The sequence below is a fragment of the Methylobacterium sp. OAE515 genome, from assembly GCF_041806315.1.
In the GTDB taxonomy this organism is placed as follows: domain Bacteria; phylum Pseudomonadota; class Alphaproteobacteria; order Rhizobiales; family Beijerinckiaceae; genus Methylobacterium; species Methylobacterium tardum.
Window position 1 is genome coordinate 4,234,625 of sequence record NZ_JBGMUV010000001.1, and the last position, 19,846, is coordinate 4,254,470.

The 19,846-nt window shown below is 71.2% G+C and carries 19 protein-coding genes and 1 tRNA gene; 11 read left to right on the top strand and 9 right to left on the bottom strand.

Features of this window, described 5'->3' with window-relative positions:
- The first annotated feature begins 54 nt into the window (after positions 1–54).
- The 3 genes from ABIE45_RS20650 (at position 55) to ABIE45_RS20660 (ending at position 1,770) form a co-directional block, all read left to right on the top strand.
- Positions 55–1,110 carry an oxidoreductase gene (locus ABIE45_RS20650; protein WP_192709176.1) on the top strand — a complete coding sequence of 352 codons (1,056 nt, stop codon included), beginning with the start codon at positions 55–57 and terminating at the stop codon, positions 1,108–1,110.
- A gap of 116 nt (positions 1,111–1,226) precedes the next feature.
- A tRNA-Sec gene (locus tag ABIE45_RS20655) sits at positions 1,227–1,319 on the top strand.
- Between the two features lie 214 nt (positions 1,320–1,533).
- Complete coding sequence (locus ABIE45_RS20660) at positions 1,534–1,770, top strand: hypothetical protein (protein ID WP_192709175.1); 237 nt, start codon at positions 1,534–1,536, stop codon at positions 1,768–1,770.
- 30 nt (positions 1,771–1,800) lie between these two features.
- Here ABIE45_RS20660 and ABIE45_RS20665 read toward each other — a convergent pair whose 3' ends face one another.
- Positions 1,801–2,208, bottom strand: coding sequence for a hypothetical protein (locus ABIE45_RS20665; protein WP_192709174.1), 408 nt, complete (start codon positions 2,206–2,208; stop codon positions 1,801–1,803).
- A gap of 212 nt (positions 2,209–2,420) precedes the next feature.
- Between ABIE45_RS20665 and ABIE45_RS20670 the strand changes: the two genes are divergently transcribed.
- The 3 genes from ABIE45_RS20670 to ABIE45_RS20680 all read left to right on the top strand — a co-directional run bounded on the left by ABIE45_RS20670 (position 2,421) and on the right by ABIE45_RS20680 (position 4,759).
- Positions 2,421–2,657: a DUF4170 domain-containing protein gene (locus ABIE45_RS20670; protein WP_192709173.1), complete on the top strand. Its 237-nt coding sequence runs from the start codon at positions 2,421–2,423 to the stop codon at positions 2,655–2,657.
- Positions 2,658–2,836: 179 nt separating this feature from the next.
- Positions 2,837–3,781, top strand: a complete 945-nt coding sequence (locus tag ABIE45_RS20675; RefSeq protein ID WP_091720370.1) for a ribose-phosphate pyrophosphokinase — start codon at positions 2,837–2,839, stop codon at positions 3,779–3,781.
- A gap of 90 nt (positions 3,782–3,871) precedes the next feature.
- Positions 3,872–4,759 (top strand): hypothetical protein, encoded by an 888-nt coding sequence (locus ABIE45_RS20680; protein ID WP_192709172.1) that lies wholly within the window; start codon positions 3,872–3,874, stop codon positions 4,757–4,759.
- Positions 4,760–4,771: 12 nt separating this feature from the next.
- Here the strand turns inward: ABIE45_RS20680 and ABIE45_RS20685 are convergent, their stop codons facing one another.
- Both ABIE45_RS20685 and ABIE45_RS20690 read right to left on the bottom strand, forming a co-directional pair.
- Positions 4,772–5,047, bottom strand: coding sequence for a YiaA/YiaB family inner membrane protein (locus ABIE45_RS20685; RefSeq protein ID WP_091788466.1), 276 nt, complete (start codon positions 5,045–5,047; stop codon positions 4,772–4,774).
- 48 nt (positions 5,048–5,095) lie between these two features.
- Complete coding sequence (locus ABIE45_RS20690; protein ID WP_192709171.1) at positions 5,096–5,770, bottom strand: PspA/IM30 family protein; 675 nt, start codon at positions 5,768–5,770, stop codon at positions 5,096–5,098.
- Positions 5,771–5,875: 105 nt separating this feature from the next.
- On the opposite strand from ABIE45_RS20690, the gene ABIE45_RS20695 reads away from it, so the two are divergent.
- Complete coding sequence (locus tag ABIE45_RS20695; protein WP_192709170.1) at positions 5,876–6,502, top strand: TetR/AcrR family transcriptional regulator; 627 nt, start codon at positions 5,876–5,878, stop codon at positions 6,500–6,502.
- Positions 6,503–6,518: 16 nt separating this feature from the next.
- Here the strand turns inward: ABIE45_RS20695 and ABIE45_RS20700 are convergent, their stop codons facing one another.
- Positions 6,519–8,195: a cache domain-containing protein gene (locus ABIE45_RS20700; RefSeq protein WP_192709169.1), complete on the bottom strand. Its 1,677-nt coding sequence runs from the start codon at positions 8,193–8,195 to the stop codon at positions 6,519–6,521.
- Between the two features lie 163 nt (positions 8,196–8,358).
- Here ABIE45_RS20700 and ABIE45_RS20705 point away from each other — a divergent pair, with 163 nt between their 5' ends.
- A complete protein-coding gene (locus ABIE45_RS20705; protein ID WP_192709168.1) occupies positions 8,359–9,399 on the top strand; it encodes an ABC transporter substrate-binding protein in 1,041 nt (346 codons plus the stop codon).
- 216 nt (positions 9,400–9,615) lie between these two features.
- On the opposite strand, the gene ABIE45_RS20710 is transcribed toward ABIE45_RS20705, so the two are convergent.
- Both ABIE45_RS20710 and ABIE45_RS20715 read right to left on the bottom strand, forming a co-directional pair.
- Complete coding sequence (locus ABIE45_RS20710; protein WP_192709167.1) at positions 9,616–11,205, bottom strand: DHA2 family efflux MFS transporter permease subunit; 1,590 nt, start codon at positions 11,203–11,205, stop codon at positions 9,616–9,618.
- Entirely contained in the window at positions 11,202–12,410 is a 1,209-nt protein-coding gene (locus ABIE45_RS20715; RefSeq protein ID WP_192709166.1) for an HlyD family secretion protein, read from the bottom strand. The genes ABIE45_RS20710 and ABIE45_RS20715 overlap by 4 nt, the downstream gene beginning before the upstream one ends.
- Positions 12,411–12,487: 77 nt before the next feature.
- Here ABIE45_RS20715 and ABIE45_RS20720 point away from each other — a divergent pair, with 77 nt between their 5' ends.
- Both ABIE45_RS20720 and ABIE45_RS20725 read left to right on the top strand, forming a co-directional pair.
- Positions 12,488–13,162, top strand: coding sequence for a TetR/AcrR family transcriptional regulator (locus ABIE45_RS20720; protein ID WP_192709165.1), 675 nt, complete (start codon positions 12,488–12,490; stop codon positions 13,160–13,162).
- A 223-nt stretch (positions 13,163–13,385) separates the two neighbouring features.
- Positions 13,386–14,096, top strand: coding sequence for a cell cycle transcriptional regulator TrcR (locus ABIE45_RS20725; RefSeq protein ID WP_192709164.1), 711 nt, complete (start codon positions 13,386–13,388; stop codon positions 14,094–14,096).
- 145 nt (positions 14,097–14,241) lie between these two features.
- Here the strand turns inward: ABIE45_RS20725 and ABIE45_RS20730 are convergent, their stop codons facing one another.
- From ABIE45_RS20730 to ABIE45_RS20740, 3 genes are all read right to left on the bottom strand, one after another.
- Positions 14,242–15,591: an MFS transporter gene (locus tag ABIE45_RS20730; protein ID WP_192709163.1), complete on the bottom strand. Its 1,350-nt coding sequence runs from the start codon at positions 15,589–15,591 to the stop codon at positions 14,242–14,244.
- A 134-nt stretch (positions 15,592–15,725) separates the two neighbouring features.
- Positions 15,726–16,751 carry a histone deacetylase family protein gene (locus tag ABIE45_RS20735; RefSeq protein ID WP_192709162.1) on the bottom strand — a complete coding sequence of 342 codons (1,026 nt, stop codon included), beginning with the start codon at positions 16,749–16,751 and terminating at the stop codon, positions 15,726–15,728.
- A gap of 9 nt (positions 16,752–16,760) precedes the next feature.
- Positions 16,761–18,209 carry an HD domain-containing phosphohydrolase gene (locus tag ABIE45_RS20740; RefSeq protein WP_210331843.1) on the bottom strand — a complete coding sequence of 483 codons (1,449 nt, stop codon included), beginning with the start codon at positions 18,207–18,209 and terminating at the stop codon, positions 16,761–16,763.
- Positions 18,210–18,767: 558 nt separating this feature from the next.
- Between ABIE45_RS20740 and ABIE45_RS20745 the strand changes: the two genes are divergently transcribed.
- Complete coding sequence (locus ABIE45_RS20745) at positions 18,768–19,652, top strand: LysR substrate-binding domain-containing protein (protein ID WP_192709161.1); 885 nt, start codon at positions 18,768–18,770, stop codon at positions 19,650–19,652.
- The last annotated feature ends 194 nt before the right edge of the window (positions 19,653–19,846 follow it).

A 19,846-nucleotide genomic window follows, 5' to 3' on the forward strand; every position in this document is an offset into this window, starting at 1 on the left:
GTATCCGATAGTCAGTGAGATGCCGCGCCTGTTCCGGATTGAAGAGGTGATGCGATGGGCGCCCCGATCCGGGTCGGCTTGATCGGCTACGGCTATTCCGGCCGGACCTTCCACGCGCCGCTGATCAGCGCCGTGCCGGACCTCGACCTCCGGTTGGTCGGATCCAGCGATCCCGCCAAGGTCGAGGCCGATCGCCCCGGCCTGACGGTGGTCGCCGACCCTTTCGCGGTCGCCGCGTCGGAGGCCGTCGACCTCGTGGTGATTGCCTCACCCAATGACAGTCACGCACCGCTGGCGCGCGCCGCCCTGGCGGCGGGCAAGCACGTCGTCGTCGACAAGCCGTTCACCCTCGCCCTCGCCGAGGCGCGCGTCCTGCGCGCGGCGGCGGCGAGCCGGGGCCGCGTGCTTGCGGTGTTTCACAACCGCCGCTGGGACAGCGATTTCCTGACCGTCCGCGAGGCCATCGCTGCCGGCGTGATCGGCGCGGTGCGGCACTTCGAGTCCCACTTCGACCGCTTCCGGCCCCGTGTCCGGGACCGGTGGCGTGAGAATGCCGGCTCCGGCAGCGGGATCTGGTACGATCTCGGGCCGCATCTCGTGGATCAGGCGATCCAGCTCTTCGGCCTGCCCGATCGGGTGACGGCGCATCTCGGCCGGCTCCGTCCCGGAGCGTCCTCCGACGATTGGGCCCACGCGGTGCTGGACTATCCGGGGCTGCGGGTGGTGCTCCACGCGAGCATGCTCGTCGCCGGCGGATCGCCCCGCTTCGTGGTCCATGGCGAGGCCGGCAGCCTGATCAAGCACGGTCCCGACCCCCAGGAAGGGCAGCTGCTGGCCGGGCTCGCCCCGGGCGCACTGGGATGGGGTGAGGACCCGGACGGACTGGAGATCCATGACGGCACCGGGCCGGTGACGCGCAGGCCGGCCGTGTCCGGGGATCAGCGGTGCTTCTATCGGGCGGTGGTCGAGACCATTGCCCGCGGATCGCACGACGACGCAGCGGCGCTGGAGGCGGTTCGGGTGATGGCCTGCCTTGAGGCGGCCCTGATCTCGGCCCGCACCGGGACCTCGGTCACCCCAGCGGTCGCGCGGGACGAGCGGGAGCGCTGAAGAGCGCGTTCCCGCGGCGCGGCAGGCGCGACCATTGCGCGCTGCAGGCCCGGGAGGGCGGCGCGGCGAGCCCGCGGATCTTGACCCTGCCGGCACCCACCCGTAACCTCGATCGTGGAGGCGAACGGGGTCTGGTGGCCCTCCTGGTCTTCAAAACCAGTGGTACGCCAACAGCGTACGGTGGGTTCGATTCCCATCCGCTTCCGCCAGGTTCTATACAATCCAAGCTGAAAAGCAGTGTTCGCTGGTATCTGGGCGGCACATGCGGCAAAACCGGCAATCATGGCTCAACGGAACGGTGCGTGCCCCGGTCCGTTTCCCGTGCTCGGTCGATCCTGTGCTGGTGCCTCCGTGACGAACAGCTCCGCCTCCGTGGTCCCGTTCCCACCGGCCGTCGCCGGCCGCGCGCGTTGAGGTTCGGACATGCTGGACAAGCTCGCCACGCTCCTCCCGCCCGGCGCCCGCGAGGCGCTGCGGCTGCTCGCCCTGCGCCGGCCTGCACGGCAGGCGGAAGCGGGCCCCACCATCCTGCCGGGGCTGGACACGAAGCCGGCCGCGATGGTGCCCCTGCATCCGCCGGGCGCCACGAACGACAACCCGCTCCGGGCCATCCAGGAGGCCGTGGAGCGGGATCTGCGCGCCAGCGGCCACCTGCGCTGAGGCCGTCCGGATCCTCACAGCGATCGCAGGTCAGCGTCCGGCCGCGCCGGCGCGCGCGGAGGCTCCGGCCTCGATCCAGTGGCAGACCGTCGTGCCCCGCACGCCCGCGCAATCGTAGCTCTGCCCGCCCAGCACCACCCGGTCGACGATGCCGGTCATCTCCGCGCGCGTCAGGACGGAGCAGCCGAGATGGTCCGCTTTCGGATCGGTCAGGCGCGCGGCGGCGGCCTGCGGGCCGTCGTGCAGCAGCATCCGGTAATTGGCGAGCGACGGGCAGCCGATCACCGGCGGCCCGCCGCGCCGGTCGGGGCCGCCCTTGTCCTGGCCGGCCTTGTCGGCGGCCGCCCGGCCCGGCGCCCGGGCCGGCTGCTGGGCCAGTGCCGGGATCGCCGAGAGAGCGAGTGCCACGGCGGCGATGCGGAGAAGCCTGCGCGTCATGCCCACCTTCCTAGCACGGAGCCCCGCCGCTTTCGCAGCCGCGCCATCGCCGCGCCTCCGGCAGGCCCAAGATCCCCAAGGCACCCGAGACCCCCGCGACACCCCCGACGGTGCGGAGGCGTGCGAACGCGGCATTGCTCGGCTGCGCGCGTTCCGGCTTGACCGGAGGCGCGCCATTTGCGAGCGCCGCGGGCAACATGTGAGGAGAGGCCATGGCGACGGCGATCGACAGCGACCAGAAGCTGCACCTGGTCTTCGGCGGTGAACTGCAGGATCTCGACGGGGTCCGGTTCCGGGACATCAAGAACCTCGACATCGTCGGCATCTTTCCCGACTATGTGTCCGCGCAGGCGGCCTGGCGGGCCAAGGCGCAGGCCACCGTCGACAGCGCGCAGACGCGCTACTTCGTGGTCCACCTGCACCGGCTGCTGGAGCCGCCGACGCCCTGAGCGGGGCACGTCGCCTGTGCGGTGCTGCCGCGGCGGCCGCGTGAAGGCATTGTGACACTTCCTGCCCGCTGCTAAGAGCCTCGCCCGTCATCGGATCGTTCCGGCCCGTCAAGGGATCGGGATTCGGAGCGCGGCGGGGGTCCGGCCGCGCGTGAGCGGCCGCCCATGAAGTCCTCGCCATGAAATCCTCGATCAAGATCGTCGCCGGGAATGCCAGCCGGCCCCTGGCCGAGGCGATCGCGGCCTATCTCGAACTGCCGCTGGCCAAGTGCATGGTCCGGCGCTTCGCCGACATGGAGATCTTCGTCGAGCTCCAGGAGAATGTGCGCGGCGAGGACGTGTTCATCGTCCAGTCGACCTCGTTCCCGGCCAACGACCACCTGATGGAACTGCTGATCATGATCGACGCCGCGCGTCGGTCCTCGGCGCGGCGCATCACGGCGGTCATCCCGTATTTCGGCTACGCCCGGCAGGACCGGCGCACCTCCGGCCGCACCCCGATCTCGGCCAAGCTGGTGGCGAACCTGATCACCGAGGCCGGCGCCGACCGTGTTCTGACCCTCGACCTGCATGCCGGCCAGATCCAGGGCTTCTTCGACATCCCGACCGACAACCTGTTCGCCGCCCCCGTGATGGTCCGCGACATCAAGGAGCGGCTGCCGAGCGCCGACCGGATGGTGGTCTCGCCCGACGTCGGCGGCGTGGTGCGCGCCCGGGCCATCGCCAAGCGGATCGACTGCCCGCTCGCCATCGTCGACAAGCGCCGGGAGCGCCCCGGCGAATCGGAGGTGATGAACATCATCGGCGAGGTCGAGGGCCGCTCCTGCATCCTGGTCGACGACATCGTCGATTCGGGCGGCACCCTGGTCAACGCCGCCGAGGCCCTGCTGAATGCCGGCGCCAAGGACGTCTCGGCCTACATCACACACGGGGTGCTCTCGGGCGGCGCGGTCTCCCGCATCGCCGCCTCGCGGATGAAGGAGCTGGTGATCACCGATTCGATCCAGCCGACGCAGGCGGTCAAGCTCGCCCGCAACATCCGGGTGGCGACCATCGCGCCGCTGCTCGGCGAGGCGATCGGCCGGACCGCGACGGAATCCAGCGTCTCCAGCCTGTTCGACTGACGGGTACCGCGAACGCGGCCTGTGACTCGGTAACTAAGCCGCAGTTCCGCGCGCGCACGATGGCCCTATCTTGCCCGGCCGACAGCGTCATTGGTCTGGGAGCGGACACTGCGTCGGGCGCACATCATCGGCATCCACGGCCTCGCCAACAAGCCGCCGCGCGACGAGAAGGCCGCGTGGTGGCGCGCCGCGATCCGCGAGGGGCTCGACCGCAATCTCGGGCTGCAGGTGGCCGAGGCCGATCTGCGCTTCACCTTCGTCTACTGGGCGGATCTCCGCTACCCGCAGCCGCTCTCCGGCGACGGCAACCGCGAGCCCTATCGCCCCGATCACGGCCTCGGGCCGTTCCCCTCTCCGGCGGGGGATGCCGACAGCGCCGAGCCGACCCTCACAGACCGGATCTACCGCGGCCTCTCGCACCTGCAGGAGGCCACGGGGCTGACCCCGCTGGACGACCTGATCCTGGAATACCGCCTCGACGATCTCTGGGGCTACTACGAGGACGCGGCGTTCCGGGACGCGGCCCGGGAGCGCCTGCGCGTCGCCCTGGCCGAGGCCGCGGAGGACGACGTGCTGATCGCCGCGCACTCGATGGGCGGCCTGATCGCCTACGACGTCCTGCGCGCCGCCGAGACCGACGGGACGCCCCTGCCCCGCTGCGCCCTGGCGACCCTTGGCTCGCCCCTCGGGCTTGCCGAGCTGAAGCTGAAGCTCGCCGACGAGCACGGCGGCCTGCGGGTGCCGGCCGCGCTCACCGCCTGGACCAACCTGATGGACCGGCAGGACATCGCCACGGTGGGCGACGACCTCGCCGGCCTCTACGCGCCGAACGCCGCCGGCGTGCGGGTGCGGGACGTGCCGGTGATCAACGCCTACCGGAGGCCGGACGGCGCCGAGAACCGGCACAAGTCCTACGGCTACCTGCGCACCCCGGAATTCTCGAAGGTCCTCGCCGGATTCCTGGACGCCGCGGGCTGATCCGGAGCGGTCTCAGAGCCGGCCCGGCACCGCCTCGCGCAGGACCCGCTCGGCGGCGGCATCCTCGATCTTGTTGATCAGCCGGTTCGCCTCGTGCTCGTCGCGCAGGGTCTTGGCGAGCGTGAAGGTCGTGCCCGTGAGGAACAGGGATGCCATGGCGAGGTAGCCCTTGATCCAGATATCCGCGGGCAGGAAGAAGATCCCGATCGTCAGCATGGCGGCGGCGGCGGCGAAGCTGACCAGCGTGAAGGTCTTCCAGGCGCCGGTATGGGGCATCTGCGGTGTCATGATGTGCTCCTGCGTGGGTGTTGCGTGGTGTTCAGGCGTGCGATCCGGTCAGGTCCCGGCCCTGAGGCGGTCGAGCACCGCCCGCGGGTCCGTGCGCGGACGGCCGTAGCCGGCCGCCTCCAGGTCGGCCTCGATCCCGCCCGTAGCCTCGGCCTCCAGTTCGGTCAGCGCGGCGGCGACATCCGCCTCGGCCGCCTGCCGGGCGCGCAGGCGTTCCAGGGTCCGCTCGGCCTCGCCCAGCGCACCGGCCGACAGGGTCGTGGCCCGGCGGCCCTCCAGCCCCGCCCGGCGCAGGGCTTCGGTGGTGCGGGCGGTCTGAAGCCCGCGGTCGAGATCCCGCAGCCGCTCGCCCCCCTGCGCGACGAGGCGCTTCAGCCGCTCGACCTCGGCGGCGAAGCGCTCGGCGGCGGCCCGGCGGTCGGCCCGCTCGTCCTCCAGGGCGGCGATGTGGATCGCCGCCTCGGTCCCGAGATCCTCGCGGCCGTCGCCGAGGGCCCGCCGCGCCCCGTCCGACAAGGTGTCGATCCGGCCGCCGATCGCCGCCAGCGCGCGTGCCTCGGCGGCGTGGTAGGCCATGGCCACGGCGAGTTCCCGCCGGGCGGTCGCCAGGGCGCCGGCGGCGTCCCGGATCTGCTGGCGCAGGATCGTCACGGCGTTGGCGTCGTGGATCGCCTGGGCGTTGTCGGCGATCACGCCGCGCATCAGGAAGGAGAGGGTCCTCATCACGGTTCACCTCGCGGGAACGACGATCCAGACCTAGTCCGGAATTGATTGAGCGTCGTTCATGAAATAGGTAACCACGGGGCAAGCCGGGCCGCAAGGTATAAAATGAACGAGGTTCATAAAAAGCTGCGCGGGCGGCCGCGGAAGGAGCCAGGCGACAGGGAGGCCGATCGCCGGGCCCTCATCGAGGCCGCGGTGGCGATCCTGAACGAGGGCGGCGTCGCCGCGCTGACCGCCCGCGGCGTCGCGGAGCGGGCCGGCACGGCGGTGGGCTCGGTCTACACGCAGTTCGACAGCCTGGAGCTGCTGCGGCTGGAGGCCAACGCGGTCACCATGCGCCGCCTCCGGGACACCCTGGCGGGGGCGCTGGCCGCCTGCCCGTCGCGGGAGACGGAGGCCCGGCTCCTGTGCCTGGCCGACGCGTATCTCGCCTTCGCGGCCGCGAACCACGCGGCCTGGGCGGCGATCTTCGAGCGTCGCACCGTGGCGGCGCCGGACTCGGTCCAGGCCGACATCGCGGCCCTGTTCGCGATCCTGGAGGGGGTGCTGCGCGACGGCGGCCGCCTCGCCGAGGCGGCGATTCCCGTGATGGCGCGGGCGCTCTGGTCCAGCGTCCACGGCATGACCTACCTCGCCGATCTCGGCAGCCTGGGGCCGCTCGGCGTGGACGACGTGCGGCCGATGATCGACGCCCTGGTGCGGGCGGCGGTGCGGGGCTTTTCGGCGGCCTGAGCGCCCTGCCCGGCGCTCAGGCCGCCTGGACCTCCGCCAGGAACGCCTTCACCGCCTGGTCGAGCTCGTCCGAGCCCCGGGTGAGGCCGCGGGCGGCCGCCAGCACTTGCTCGGAGGCGATCCCGGTCTCGTCGGCGCCCCGGCGCAGGTCGACGGCGTTCTCCGACACGCCCTGCGCCCCCGTGGCGGCGCTCGCCACCCCGCGGACGATCTCCTGGATGGCGGCGTTCTGCTCCTCCATGGCGGCCGCGACGCCGACCGCGATGGCGCGCATCTCCTCGATGGTCCGGCCGACCTCGCCGATCGCCGCCACCGCGTCCCGCGTCTCCCCCTGAATCCGGCCGATCTGGCCGGAGATCTCCTCGGTGGCCTTGGCGGTCTGCTCGGCCAGCGCCTTCACCTCCGAGGCGACCACCGCGAAGCCGCGTCCGGCCGCACCCGCGCGGGCCGCCTCGATGGTGGCATTGAGCGCCAGAAGGTTGGTCTGACCGGCGATCGACGCGATCAGCCCGACCACGTCGCCGATCTTCTCGGTGCCGGCGGCGAGCGCCCGCACGGTCGCCTCGCCCTGGCGGGTGCTGGCGGCGGCCCGCCCGGCGATCTCCGAGGTGCGGTTCACCTGCCCGGCGATCTCCTGAACCGAGGCCGACATCTCCTCGGTGGCCGCAGCGGCGGTCTGGACGTCGGCGGAGGTGCCGGCCGCCTGCGCGGCGACCGCGCCGGTGCGCTCGGTGGTGTGGGCGGCCGTGACGGTCAGCGTCCGCGCCGTGGCCTCGAGGTCGGCGGCCGCCGTCGCGAGGCCGCGGCTCAGCGCGCCGGCCCGTGCCTCGAACGACCGGGTCAGCCGGTCGAGGGCGGCCGCCCGCCGGGCGCCGCCCTCGGCCGCGTAGGCGGCGTGGGCGTCGGACTCGGCCTTGGCGATCAGCGCGTCCTTGAACACCTGCACGGCGCCCGCCATGGCGCCGATCTCGTCCCTGCGCTCCCGCGCCGGCACCGGAACCGCGGTCTCGCCGGCCGCCAGCCGGTGCATGGCCCCGTTCAGGGCGAGGATCGGCCGCGTCAGGCGCCGGCCGATCAGCGCCGCCAGCAGGCCGATCAGCGCCACCACCACGAGCATGCCGCCCGCCGCCTTCCAGGCCGCGTCCCGCAGGATCGCCGCTGTGTCGTCGGCGTAGATGCCGGTGCCGATCACCCAGCCCCAGGGCGCGAAGCCGCGCACATAGGAGAGCTTCGGTACGGGGGCGTCGGCGCCGGGCTTCGGCCAATAATAATCGACGAAGCCCTGACCCTGCCGCTTCACCGTCTCGACGAAATCGACGAACAGGCGCTTGCCGGTGGGATCCTGCACGGCGGCGAGATCCTTGCCCTCCAGCTCGGGCTTCATCGGGTGGGCGATCATGCGGGGCTGCATGTCGTTCACCCAGAAGTATTCCTTGTCGTCGTAGCGCAGGGCCTTGAGGGCCTGGATCGCGGCCCCTTGCGCCGCCGCCCGGGACAGGCGCCCGGCCCGCTCCTCGCCCTCGAAATAGGCCGCGACCCCGTAGGCCACGTCCGTCAGGTTGCGGGTCTTGGCCATCCGGTCCTGCTCGACCTGGGATTTCAGGCTGACGAGGCCGATCCCCGAGACCGCGACGATGCCGACCAGCGCGGCGGCCGTGATGGTGTGCAGCTTCGCTCCCAGCCCGATCTTCACGCAAGCCTCCGCGATGACGATGTCAAGTTGCGCTATAGTGCAGCTTCTCCGTTAGCGGACCGTGAAGTCGGGGCCTTGCGCGCGCGGGCTCAAGCCTGTCCACTCCCGGTCCAACGAAAGCCCGGTCTCCCCAGGAAACCGCCGGGCCACAGGGAGAAGCGTCATGGTGCGTACGTCGCGGACGGGCTCGTCGCTGCTGGGCCGCCGCCGGCTCCTCCGGGCGGGATCGGTCCTCCTGCTGGCCGGGCTGGCGCTGGCCACCCCCGCCCGGGCCGACGATGCCAAGGTCCGGATCAGCCGGCAGCCGGGTTTCGTCTACCTGCCGGCGGTGCTGGCCGAGCAGCACAAGCTGATCGAGAAGCAGGCCAAGGCCGCCGGCCTCGGGGACGTGACCGTGGAATGGGTCAACCTGACGAGCGGCGCGGCCGGCAACGACGCGCTCCTGTCGGGCAATATCGACATCGTCGACAGCGGCTCGACCAACATGCTGCTGCTCAACGACCGCACCAAGGGCGACGTGAAGGGCCTGTGCGGGGTCGGCTCGACGCCGATGCTGCTGCTCACCCGCAACCCGGATGTGAAGGAACTCAAGGACTTCTCGTCCAAGGACAAGATCGCCCTGCCCTCCGTGAAGGTCTCATCCCAGGCGGTGCTGCTCCAGATCGCCGCCAAGAAGGCGTTCGGGCCCGAGAACGCCACCAAGCTCGACCCGCTCACCGTCCAGCTCGGCCATCCCGACGCTGTGGCGGCCCTGGCGAGCCCGCACAACGAGGTCAACAGCCACTTCTCGCTGCCGCCGTTCCAGCAGCGCGAGCTGCAGGATCCGGCGATCCACAAGGTGCTGAACTCCTTCGAGCTCGTCGGCGAGCCGGTGAGCAACGCGATCTTCTACGCCCGTACGGCGTGGTTCAACCGCAATCCCAAGCTCGCCGCCGCCATCGTGGCCGCCATCGACGAGGCCAATGCCGAGATCGCCAAGGACCCGCTCAAGGCCGCCAAGGACTACGTGGCGGCCACCAACGAGAAGACGCCGCCCGAGACGCTGGTCGAGATCATGAAGGAGCCGGGGACGAACTTCTCCACCACGCCCTACGGGATCATGCTCCAGGCCCGGCACTTCTACGCCATGAAGACCATCAAGGCCGAGCCCAAGGACTGGAAGGACACGTTCTTCCCGATCGTCCACGGGCTCCCGGGCAAGTAGGGCGGCAGGCTCGGCCGGGCTGCCCGCCCCTCCCCGTCATCCCGGGGCCGCGCAGCGGAGCCCGGGATCCAGACCCGCCGAGGCGCCAAGTTCTGGCGCTCATGGCGGTTCTGGATTGCCCGCCTGCGGCGTGCCCCTCCGGGTCCGGGCTCGCCTGCGGCGCCCCGGAACGACGGTACGGAGGGCTGGAAGACGGCCGATCTTGTCCCGAGCCGGTCAGTGCGCCTCCACGGGCCCGGCGGCGCGCTGCGGCTTCTTGAGGATCGCCACCACGGCGAGACTCGCCACGAGGCTCACCCCCACCAGCCAGAACCCGTCCGCGTAGGCCATGACATAGGCCTCGCGGCGGACCTGGGCGGCGAGCTGGCCGAGCGCCACGCCCTTGGCGGCGAGCGGGTCGGCGATGCGGGCGTGCATCCCGGCCGCCAGCGCCGCGAGCCGGTCCTGGGTGCGGGTCGCGTTGACGGTGATCGCCTCGGCCAGCATCGAGAAGTGGAAGTGCTCGCGCCGGTCGATCATGGTCGACAGCATGGCGATGCCGATCGAGCCGCCGAGGTTGCGCATCATGTTCGACAAGGCGGAGGCGTCCGCGGTGTCGCGCGGGGCGAGGCCGACGGTGGAGAGCTGCGACAGCGGGATGGTGAAGAGCGGCTGGCCGATGGCCCGCATCAGCTGCGGCAGGATCAGCTGGTCGGCGCCGACATCGTGGGTCAGGCCGACGTTGATCCAGCAGCTCGCGATGAAGAACAGCGTGCCGGTGACCACCAGCACCCGGGCGTCGAAGGTCCGCATCAGCAGCGGCATCATCGGGAAGAGGACGAGCTGCGGCAGGCCCGACCACATCACCACGTAGCCGATCTGCTGGGCGTTGTAGCCCTGGATCTGTGCGCAATAGACCGGGATGATGTAGATCGACCCGAACGAGACCGCGCCCAGCACGGTCATCAGCACGCAGGCGCCCCCGACCGAGCGGTTGGCCAGGACCCGCAGGTTGATGAACGGGCGCTCGGTCGTGAGCTCGCGGACGATGAAGCCGGTGATGCCGGCCGCCGCCAGCAGCGACATGTTCACGATGATCTGCGAGCCGAACCAGTCCTTGCGCTGGCCCTCCTCCAGCACGTAGGTCAGGGCCGGCAGGCCGGTCGCCATCAGGCCGATGCCGATCCAGTCGCCCTTGAGCAGCTCGCCCCAGCGCGCCGGCACGCTGTCGAAGGCGCCGAGCTGGATCGCCGCCGCCACGGGGCCGAAGATCAGGTTCAGGTAGAAGATGTAGTGCCACGACAGGTTGTCGGTGAGCCAGCCGCCGACCGTCGGGCCGATGGCGGGCGCGAAGGTCGCGGTCAGCCCGAACAGCGCGATGCCGATGGGCTGCTGCGCCTTCGAGAGCCGCGTGCGCACGATGACGATGGCGGTGGGGATCAGCACGCCGCCGGTGAAGCCCTGGCCGGCCCGGAACAGGATCATCTGGCTCAGGGTCGTCGACAGCGCGCAGGCGAGCGAGAAGGCGGTGAACAGCATCGTGTTCACCGCGAGATAGCGGCGCAGGCCGATCACCGAGGACAGCCAGCCAGTGAGCGGGATCACGATGATCTCGGCCATCAGGTAGGCGGTGGAGATCCAGCTCCCCTCCTCGGTGGAGGCGCCGAGCGCCCCCTGGATGTCGGCGAGCGACGCGTTGGTGATCTGGATGTCGAGGATCGCCGTGAAGGCGCCGAGGATCGCGCCGAACACGGCGAGCCAGTCCCGGCCGCTCGCCTTCGCCTCGGGCACTGGTCTGGGCATGGCCACGGCCGGCACGGCGCTCATCGGGGCAGCGCCTCGCTGACGAGGGCCGCCGGGGCGGGCTTCGGCCGGTGCCGGGCCGGGTCGACCGGCTCCACCGGGTCGGCGGTGTGGACCGTGGCCTCCACCGACAGGCCCGGGCGCAGGCGCGCGACCAGCGGGTCTGCCGGGTCGAGGGCGACGCGCACGGGCACGCGCTGCACCACCTTGGTGAAGTTGCCGGTGGCGTTCTCGGGCGGCAGCAGGGCGAATTGCGAGCCGGTGCCCGGCGAGAAGCTCTCGATCCGGCCCGCGAACGCGTGGTCGCCGAACGCGTCCACCGTGAAGGTGACGCGCTCGCCCTCGACCATGTGCCCGGTCTGGGTCTCCTTGAAATTCGCCACGAGGTAGATGTCCCGGCCCATGGGCACGAGGGTCAGGAGACCCGTGCCGGGCGAGACCACCTGGCCGACCCGCAGCGCCCGGTCGCCGGCCACGCCGTCGATCGGCGCCACGATGGTGGTGTAGCTGAGGTCGAGCCTCACCCCCTCGACCTTGGCCTCGGCACCCTCCAGGCTCGCCCGGGTGCTGGCTTCGAGCGCCTTCAGGCTGTCGATCTGCTTCTGCGCGGCGTCCAGGGAGGCGGCGGCCTTGTCGCGGGCGGCGTGGCGCTGGCGCAGGTCGGCATCCGCCTGCTGCTGGCGCTGGACCGTGCCCGAGCCGGTCTGCAGCAGGTTCTGGTAGCGGGTGTATTCCTGCTGGGAGAAGGTCAGCGCGGCCTCGGCATTGGCGAGGTCGGCTCGCGACGAGGCGACCTGCGCCTGCTGCTGGACGATCGCCGCGGCGACGCCGAGCACCTGCGCCCGGTCCTTGTCGACCTCGGCCTCGGCCTGCTTGAGCTGGACCCGGTACGAGCGGTCGTCGAGTCGCGCGATCACGTCGCCGGCCTTCACCGGCTGGTTGTCGCCGACCATCACCTCGGCGACGATGCCGGCGATGCGCGGCGCCACCGTGACCTTGTCGGATTGCAGATAGGCGTCGTCGGTGGTCTCGAGGAAGCGCCCGATGGTCCACCAATGCCAGCCGTAGCTTCCGGCCCCGCCCAGCGCGAGGAGCCCGACCAACGGCAAAACGATCCGCGCCCGGCCGCGGCGCGGCTGCGCCGCGGGAGCCGCCGACGCGGCGGGGGCCGCGACGCCCCCCGCGACCGGGCCGGCGCTCTTGAAGCTGTCGCTGCGACGTGCGTCCATCGGGTCTGGTCACAATCAAAACGGTACGGTATCGTTTTAATAATGCGGGCGGCGATCGTGAGCAAGGAGGATTGTGGGTGACGGTGACGGACATCGAACCGCCGGAGGTGACGCCGCGGCGGGGCGGCCGGCCGACCCGCGCGGAGGCGGCCCGGCGTGAGGCGCATCTGATCGCCGTGGCGACCACCCTGTTCATGGAGCGCGGCTTCGACGCCACCTCCATCGACGCGGTGGCCGAGGCCGCCGGGATGAGCAAGCCGACGGTCTATGCCCGCTACCGCGACAAGCGGGCGCTGTTCGAGGCGGTCCTGCGCGAGCGGATCGCCGCGTGGCTGGCGCCACTGGCGGCGGCTGCCGAGGCGCAGGCCGCGCAGGCCGGGACCGACGATGTCGAGGCCGCCCTGCACGCGTTGAGCCGGACCCTGCTGGCCCACGGACAGTCGCCGGGCGCGGCGATGCTCAAGCGCAACCTCGTGGCCCAGGCGCTGCAATTCCCCGAACTGGCCCGCCTCGCCCACGAGGAGGGCTGGCTGCGCGGCGTACGCGCCGTGGCGCAATTGCTCGACGCCTTCGCCCGGCGCGGCCGGATCGCGGTGGCCGAGCCCGAGATCGCGGCCGACCTGTTCCTCAGCCTCGTCCTCGGCCGGTCGTCCCAGGCGACCCTCTACGGCATCGCCACCGACCCGGAGGCGCAGGAGCGGCGGCGGCAGGCGGCGGTGCGGCTGTTCCTCGACGGGGTGCGCCCGCGCTGAGAGGCGCCCGGCCCCCGCGCGGGCTGGGCGCGGCCCCAGCGGCGCCGGTGAATCGGCACGCCGGGCTCCGAACGGGCCCAACCCGCGATTGCGCCCCTCCCCGCTCGGGCCTATAGTGCGTCATCCCCATTCGACAGCGTGAGACGGGACTTCCGGATCGGTCATCCGGAGCCCGCGGCCCGATGCCCGGCCCCCGTCCCGCCAGGCCGGAGCACGAGAAGACATGTCCCAGGGTCCGCTGATGCCCAAGGCGACCGCCGTCTGGCTGGTCGAGAACACCTCGCTCGCCTTCGAGCAGATCGCCGATTTCTGCAAGCTGCACCCGCTGGAGGTGAAGGGCATCGCCGACGGCGAGGTCGCGGCCGGCATCAAGGGGCTCGACCCGGTCTCCACCGGCCAGCTCACCCGGGACGAGATCGAGAAGGCCCAGAAGGCGCCGCACTACAAGCTCAAGCCCGCCGTCTCGAAGGTGAAGCTGCCGGAGGTGAAGCGCACCACCAAGGGGCCGCGCTACACCCCGCTGTCGCGCCGTCAGGACCGGCCGAACGCCATCCTGTGGCTGCTCCGCAACCACCCGGAGTTGAAGGATTCGCAGATCATCCGGCTGGTCGGCACCACCAAGTCGACGATCCAGCAGATCCGCGAGCGCACCCACTGGAACTCGGGCTCGCTCCAGCCGATGGATCCGGTGACTCTCGGCCTGACCACCCAGATCAACCTCGACTTCGAGGTCCAGCGCGCGGCGGCCGACCGCCCGGCGGCGATCGCGGCCGAGTCCGGCGCCTCGCTGCTGCCGACCGAGGTCTCCACGGCCCGCGACGAGCCGGATCACGAGCACGAGGACGCCCATGGCGGCCGCGAGGAGCGGATCGACGCCGATTCGGTCTTCGCCAAGCTCAAGGGCCGGCATCAGGACGAGGACGACGAGGAGTAGGACCCGCCGACGCCCCCGGCCTTCGGCCGGGTGGCCCCCAGGACGGCCCATGCAGGATGCGGCCCCCGCTCCATCGGAGTCGGGGGCCGCTTCGCGTCCGGCCGGACCTGAGAGCGCCTGCCAGCGGGGCAGAAACGGGATCGACCTATTCCGGCAGCGGCTGGCCCCGTGTCTCCGGCATGAACCACGGCACGACCAGGCCGATCACGTAGACGCCGGACAGCGTCAGTGCCGCTGCGGCTACGCCTCCGAAGGCGGTCACAATCTGCCCGGCGATGATCGGGAAGATCCAGGCGATCAGCCGCGCGCCGTTGAACACGACGCTCGCCGCCGTCGCCCGGACCGCCGGGGTGAACAGCTCCGCGAGGTAGATCGCCATCCACGAGAAGGCGAAGCCCAGGGTGAAGAACCCGTTCAGGAAGGCGAGCCCCATGAACGGCATCAGCCCGCCGGTCCAGAGATAGCAGGCGAGCGATGTGGCGATGCAGCCGACATAGGTGACCAGCAGGAAGGCGCGGCGGCCGATGGCGTCGGCCACGAAGCCGGAGATCACGTAGGCCGAGATCGCCCCGATATTGTAGATGATGCCCATGCGCGGGCCCCAGAGATTGGCCGGCTCGCCCGCGGCCTTGGCGAGCCCCTCCGTGTAGGCCGGCAGCCAGGACGAGACCGCCCACCAGCCGACCGTCGTGGCGAAGGACAGCAGCGTGGCGAGCAGCACCCGCCGGCGGCTCTCGGGCTCGCGGAAGATCTCCGTGAGGGAGAACGGGCGCTGCGCGCTCCGCGGGGCGTGGGCCGCATCCTCCGTGGTGGCCGCCCAGCGCTGCGCCTTGAGCGCCTGCATCCACTGCTCGGATTCCTCGAGCGCCCGCCGCAGGTACAGGCAGACGAAGGCCGGGAGCGCCCCCAGCGCGAACATGATCCGCCAGGACTGGTCGCCCATCGGGTTGGTAGCGGCCAGCACCGCCCACACGATGGCGGCGAGCACCGCGCCGCCGCCGAAGCCCGATTGCAGGAAGCCGCAGCCCTTCGGCCGTGCCCGGTTCGGCCAGGTCTCGGCCACGAGGGCGATGCCGGTGGACCATTCCGAGCCGATGGCGAGCCCGGTGATGAAGCGCAGGAGCGCGAGCTGCGTGAAGCTCTCCGCGAAGGCGGTGAGCCCGGTGAAGATGGCGTAGCCCAGGATGGACACCATCATCATGCGCTTGCGGCCGATATAGTCGGCGGCGATCCCGCCCATCAGGCCGCCGATCCCCCAGCCGAGCAGCGTGATGCCGATGGCGAGCCCCACGTAGAAGGCCGGCGCCTGCGCCTGCTCGGGGGTCAGGATCGAGGCCAGCGCGGGGCGCAGGGCGTAGATCAGGGCCACGGCCTCGTAGCCGTCGAAGATCCAGCCGAGATAGCTGCCCCAGAGGATGCGCCAATGGCGCCGGGTGAGACCCGCGTGCCAGGGCGCGCTGGCGGTCTCGCGCAGCCGGACGTCACCCGCGACCATGGCTCGTTCCTTCCTCCCGGGGCGCCTCCCCGGCGCCCGCCCCGGCCTGGTATACAGGTCGGCCACGCCGTGTCGGCGCGGGTTCGGGCGATTCCGGGGTCACATTTCCGTCGCGCTGTCGCGCTCGACCGGGCTCAGCGCGCGGCGTCGAAGGCCGCCAGGAAGGCCGTGAGGTTCTCGGGAAGTGCCGCGCACAGGTAGCCGCCCTCTTGGACGAGGGCGGTGGGCAGCCCGGCCCGGGCGATCCGCTCCGCGGCCCCCGCGAAACCCGCCCGGGTTACCCGCAGGGCGCCGATCGGGTCGTCCTCCGAGGCGTCGAGGCCCAGGGCCACCACCAGCCCCCGCGGCTCCTGGGCGGCGACCGCCGCGAGGCCCGCCTCAACGGCCTCGAGCCAGGGACGGTCGCCCGATCCCGGCGGCAGCGGCAGGTTGCGGTTGAAGCCGGCACCGGCGTCGGCTCCGGTCTCGTCGGCGTAGCCGGCATAGAACGGGAAGTAGTCTGATGGATCCGCGTGCACCGAGACCGTGAGGACGTCGCGGCGCGCGTAGAAGATCCCCTGCGTGCCGTTGCCGTGGTGGACGTCGATGTCCAGGATCGCCACCGGGCCGCCGGTCGCGGCCAGCATCCGGGCGGCCGCGATCGCGCTGTTGTTGAGGAAGCAGAAGCCGCCCGCGGAATCCGCGTAGGCGTGGTGGCCCGGCGGGCGGCACAGGGCGTAGGCATGGCCCGTCTCCAGCGCCGCATCCGCGGCCGACACCGCGCATTGCGCCGAGCCGTACACCGCCGCCCATGTACCGGCCCGGATCGGCGTCGAGGTATCGGCCATGTAGAGGCCGACGCGCCCGAGCAGGCCCGCGGGCTTCCGGTGCATCTGCGGCCGGGCGAAGGCGCCGGTGAGGATCTCGTCGGCGAGTCCCGGGATCTCCGCCCGCCGGGTCCAGGCCTCGGCCAGGAACGTCACGTAATCGGCATCGTGGACAGCCCGGATCGGGTCGAGGCCGTGATCGCCGGGCGCCGCGAGGCCGTGCCCGGCCGCCTGCGCCGCCTCCTGCAGGATCGCGTAGCGGGAGGCCTGCTCGGGATGCGGGATCGGCGTGCCGCGCCGCCAGTAGCGCTCCGGGTCATGACGGGCGGAATCCGGCGTATGGAAGATGCGCATCTCGGGAGGTTAAGCCTCCCGGAGACGCGCGTCATCCGTCCGCGACGCAGTCAGATGAGGTAGACGGTGCCGTCGTTGCGGAAGACTTTCGGGCAGTCTGTCGCGTCCACCAGGCGTTGTGCGGCTTCCAGAGAGATGCGGCGCGCCTGCGCGATCTCCGGCAGCGTCATCCATCGTGCGTCCATGCCGGGGCTCCACGGGTGATTCCGGAGGCTCAGGAATCAACGACGGAACCGGGAGATGGTTCACCGGCCCGTTCTCCCGGCCGACGCGCGCGTGCGATTCGACGGGCCCGTGCCGTTCTTGGACGAGCCATTCCTGGACGCGCCATCCGCACGGGCTCGGTGGCTCGGCGGCGATCTCGCGGAGCAGGGTGGGGACCCTCGCCCAGGGCTCGGTGATCGCTCGGGCGCTCGGCCGGATCGCGGCCTGATCTTGTCCGCCGGTGATGCGGATATCCGGCCAGCGCGCGCAGAAGGCCTCGACACAGGCCGGGTCGAAGTGGCGGCCGCTCTCGGCGCGGATGCAGGCCATGGCCGCCTCAAAGGACATCGCCTCCTTGTAGGGCCGCGATGTGGTGAGCGCATCGAACACGTCCGCCACCGCGACGATCCGGGCGGCGAGCGGGATCGCGGTCCCGGCGAGCCCCTGCGGGTAGCCGCTGCCGTCCCATTTCTCGTGGTGCGATTCGGCGATCTCGGCGGCGAGGCGGATCAGCTCGGAGGCGCTGCCGCCCAGGATGCGCTTGCCGATGGCCGCATGCGTCTTGACCAGGGCGAATTCGTCCGGATCGAGCCGGCCGGGCTTCAGCAGGACGCCGTCCGGGATGCCCACCTTGCCGACATCGTGCAGCGGAGCCGCGAGATACAGGTTGCGGCAGAAATCCGGGGCGAGGCCGAGCCCCTCGGCGACGATCTGGCTGTAACGGGCCACCCGCCAGGTGTGGTCCCCGGTGTCGTTGTCGCGATACTCGACGGCCAGAGCCAGGCGGAAGATGATCTCTTCCTCGCGCTCGCGCATGTGGCGCAGGGCAGCCTCGACCTCGCCGTCGAGCCAGGCCGCCTGCTCGGCCAGCCGCCGCACCGCCTTGGCGAGCCGGATCATGTTGCGCAGCCGCACCGTCAGCTCGACGCCCTGCATAGACTTGTCGAGGAAGTCGGTCGCCCCCGCCTCCAGGGCGGCGAGCCGCACCGCGTCCGAGATGTCGTTGGTGACCATCACCACGGGCACCTGTGCGTAGTGCGGGATGGTCCGCATGCGCCGGATGAAGGTGATTCCGTCCATGGCGGGCATGTGGCAATCGACCAGCACGAGGTCGAAGGCCCGCATCTGCGCCTCGACCAGCGCGGCCTCCGGATCGGCATGGTCGGTCACGGTGACGCCGGGCTTGGTCTCCAGCAGCCGGCGCATCCGCAGGCGCATGGTCGCGCTGTCGTCGACGAGGAGCGCGTCTATCATGGGGTCTCGTGCCGTTTCTCCGGCGCGCCAGGCGCCGGCATGAGAGGGATTAGGGCGGAGGTCCGCGGTGAAATCCTGCCTGCGAGGCACCCGACGCGGCCGTACCGGCCGTCCGATGGACTGGCCAGGCGACCGGGTTCGACGCCGAGCCGCCGCGGATGTGCGTGATCTGGCGCGGTGACGCAGAGGATCGGCGGTTCCGTCATCGAATCGTAGGTTTCAGGGGCCGGACGTAAGTGTTGCAGGACTCCGTCTTAACACGTCGTAAAACTATAAATCGTGTGCGCTCGAATGGATTTTCAGATGTTCCGATATTAACCGTTTTAATAGCCGTCTTGAAATGAATATACGCAGACTTATTGTGACTTTAATATCGGATAGAAGATAAACATGCGCAGAAATAGTAGATGTTTGTCCGGACGGTATCAACAGGATCGATGCAGGCGCCTGACCCTGGCGTCGTGCTCCGGGATCCGCGATGGGTGAGCTTGCCTGCGCGGCCGTCCGGCGGCGCGGGGGCTGCGGGACGGGTCCGAAGGCCAGGAAGGTGCCACGGCGATGATGCGGTTCGATCTCACCGATCTCGGCCTGTTCCGGCACGTGGTCGAGGCCGGCTCCATCACCCACGGGGCGGCGCGGGCGAACCTCGCCCTGGCGGCGGCCTCGACGCGGATCCGGCTGATGGAGGAGTCACTCGGGGCCGCGCTCCTGACGCGCGGACGGCAGGGTGTCAGCCCGACCCCGGCCGGGCGCGCGCTCCTAGTCCATGCCCGGGACGTCATGGCCGGGGTGGAGCGCCTGCGCGAGGAGATGTCGGCCTTCTCGGGCGGTGCCTTCGGCCAGATCCGGGTCCTGGCCAACACCAATGCGCTCACCGAATTCCTCCCGGAGGCGCTCTCGGCCTTCCTGGCCACCCATCCCGGGATCGGCGTCGAGATCGACGAGCGCACCTCGGAGGAGATCGTCGGGCTGGTGGCCGAGGGGGCGGCCGATCTCGGCATCCTGTCCGGCACGGTCGATACCGGTTCGCTCCAGACCTTCCCGTTCCGGGAGGACCGGTTCGTGCTGGTGGCGGCCCGGGACCATCCCCTGACGGCCCGCGCGACGATTCCCTTCGCCGAGGTGCTCGACCACGATCTCGTCGGCCTCGACCGGCGCAGCGCCATCAGCCGGTTCCTCGTCGCTCAGGCGGTGCGGGCGGGACGGCCGATGCGCCTGCGGGTGCAGCTGCGCGACTTCGAGGCCGTGTGCCGGCTGGTCGAGGCCCGCGTCGGCCTGGCGATCCTGCCCGAGAGCGCGGCCGCCCGGGCCGCGCAGGGACTCGCCCTCGCGGTTGTGCCCCTCGCCGATCCCTGGGCGCGGCGCGACCTGACCCTGTGCCTGCGCGACTTCGACGGGCTGCCGGCGTTCATTCAGGCCTTCGTGGCGCAGCTCAGGAGCTGAGCAGGCTGCCGAAACGGGGTGGTTCCGGTATCGGGGCGAATTGCCTTCCCGGACGGGCAGGCCCAAACTCAGGGGGGCTCACGAGACGCGCGGCACCGGGGTGCCCCAAGGACGCGTTCCCCGATATCGGGCGTTGCGTGAGAGGCGCTTCCCGCGTGCCGGACAGCCGCCAGAACCAGCACCGCAGGAGGACA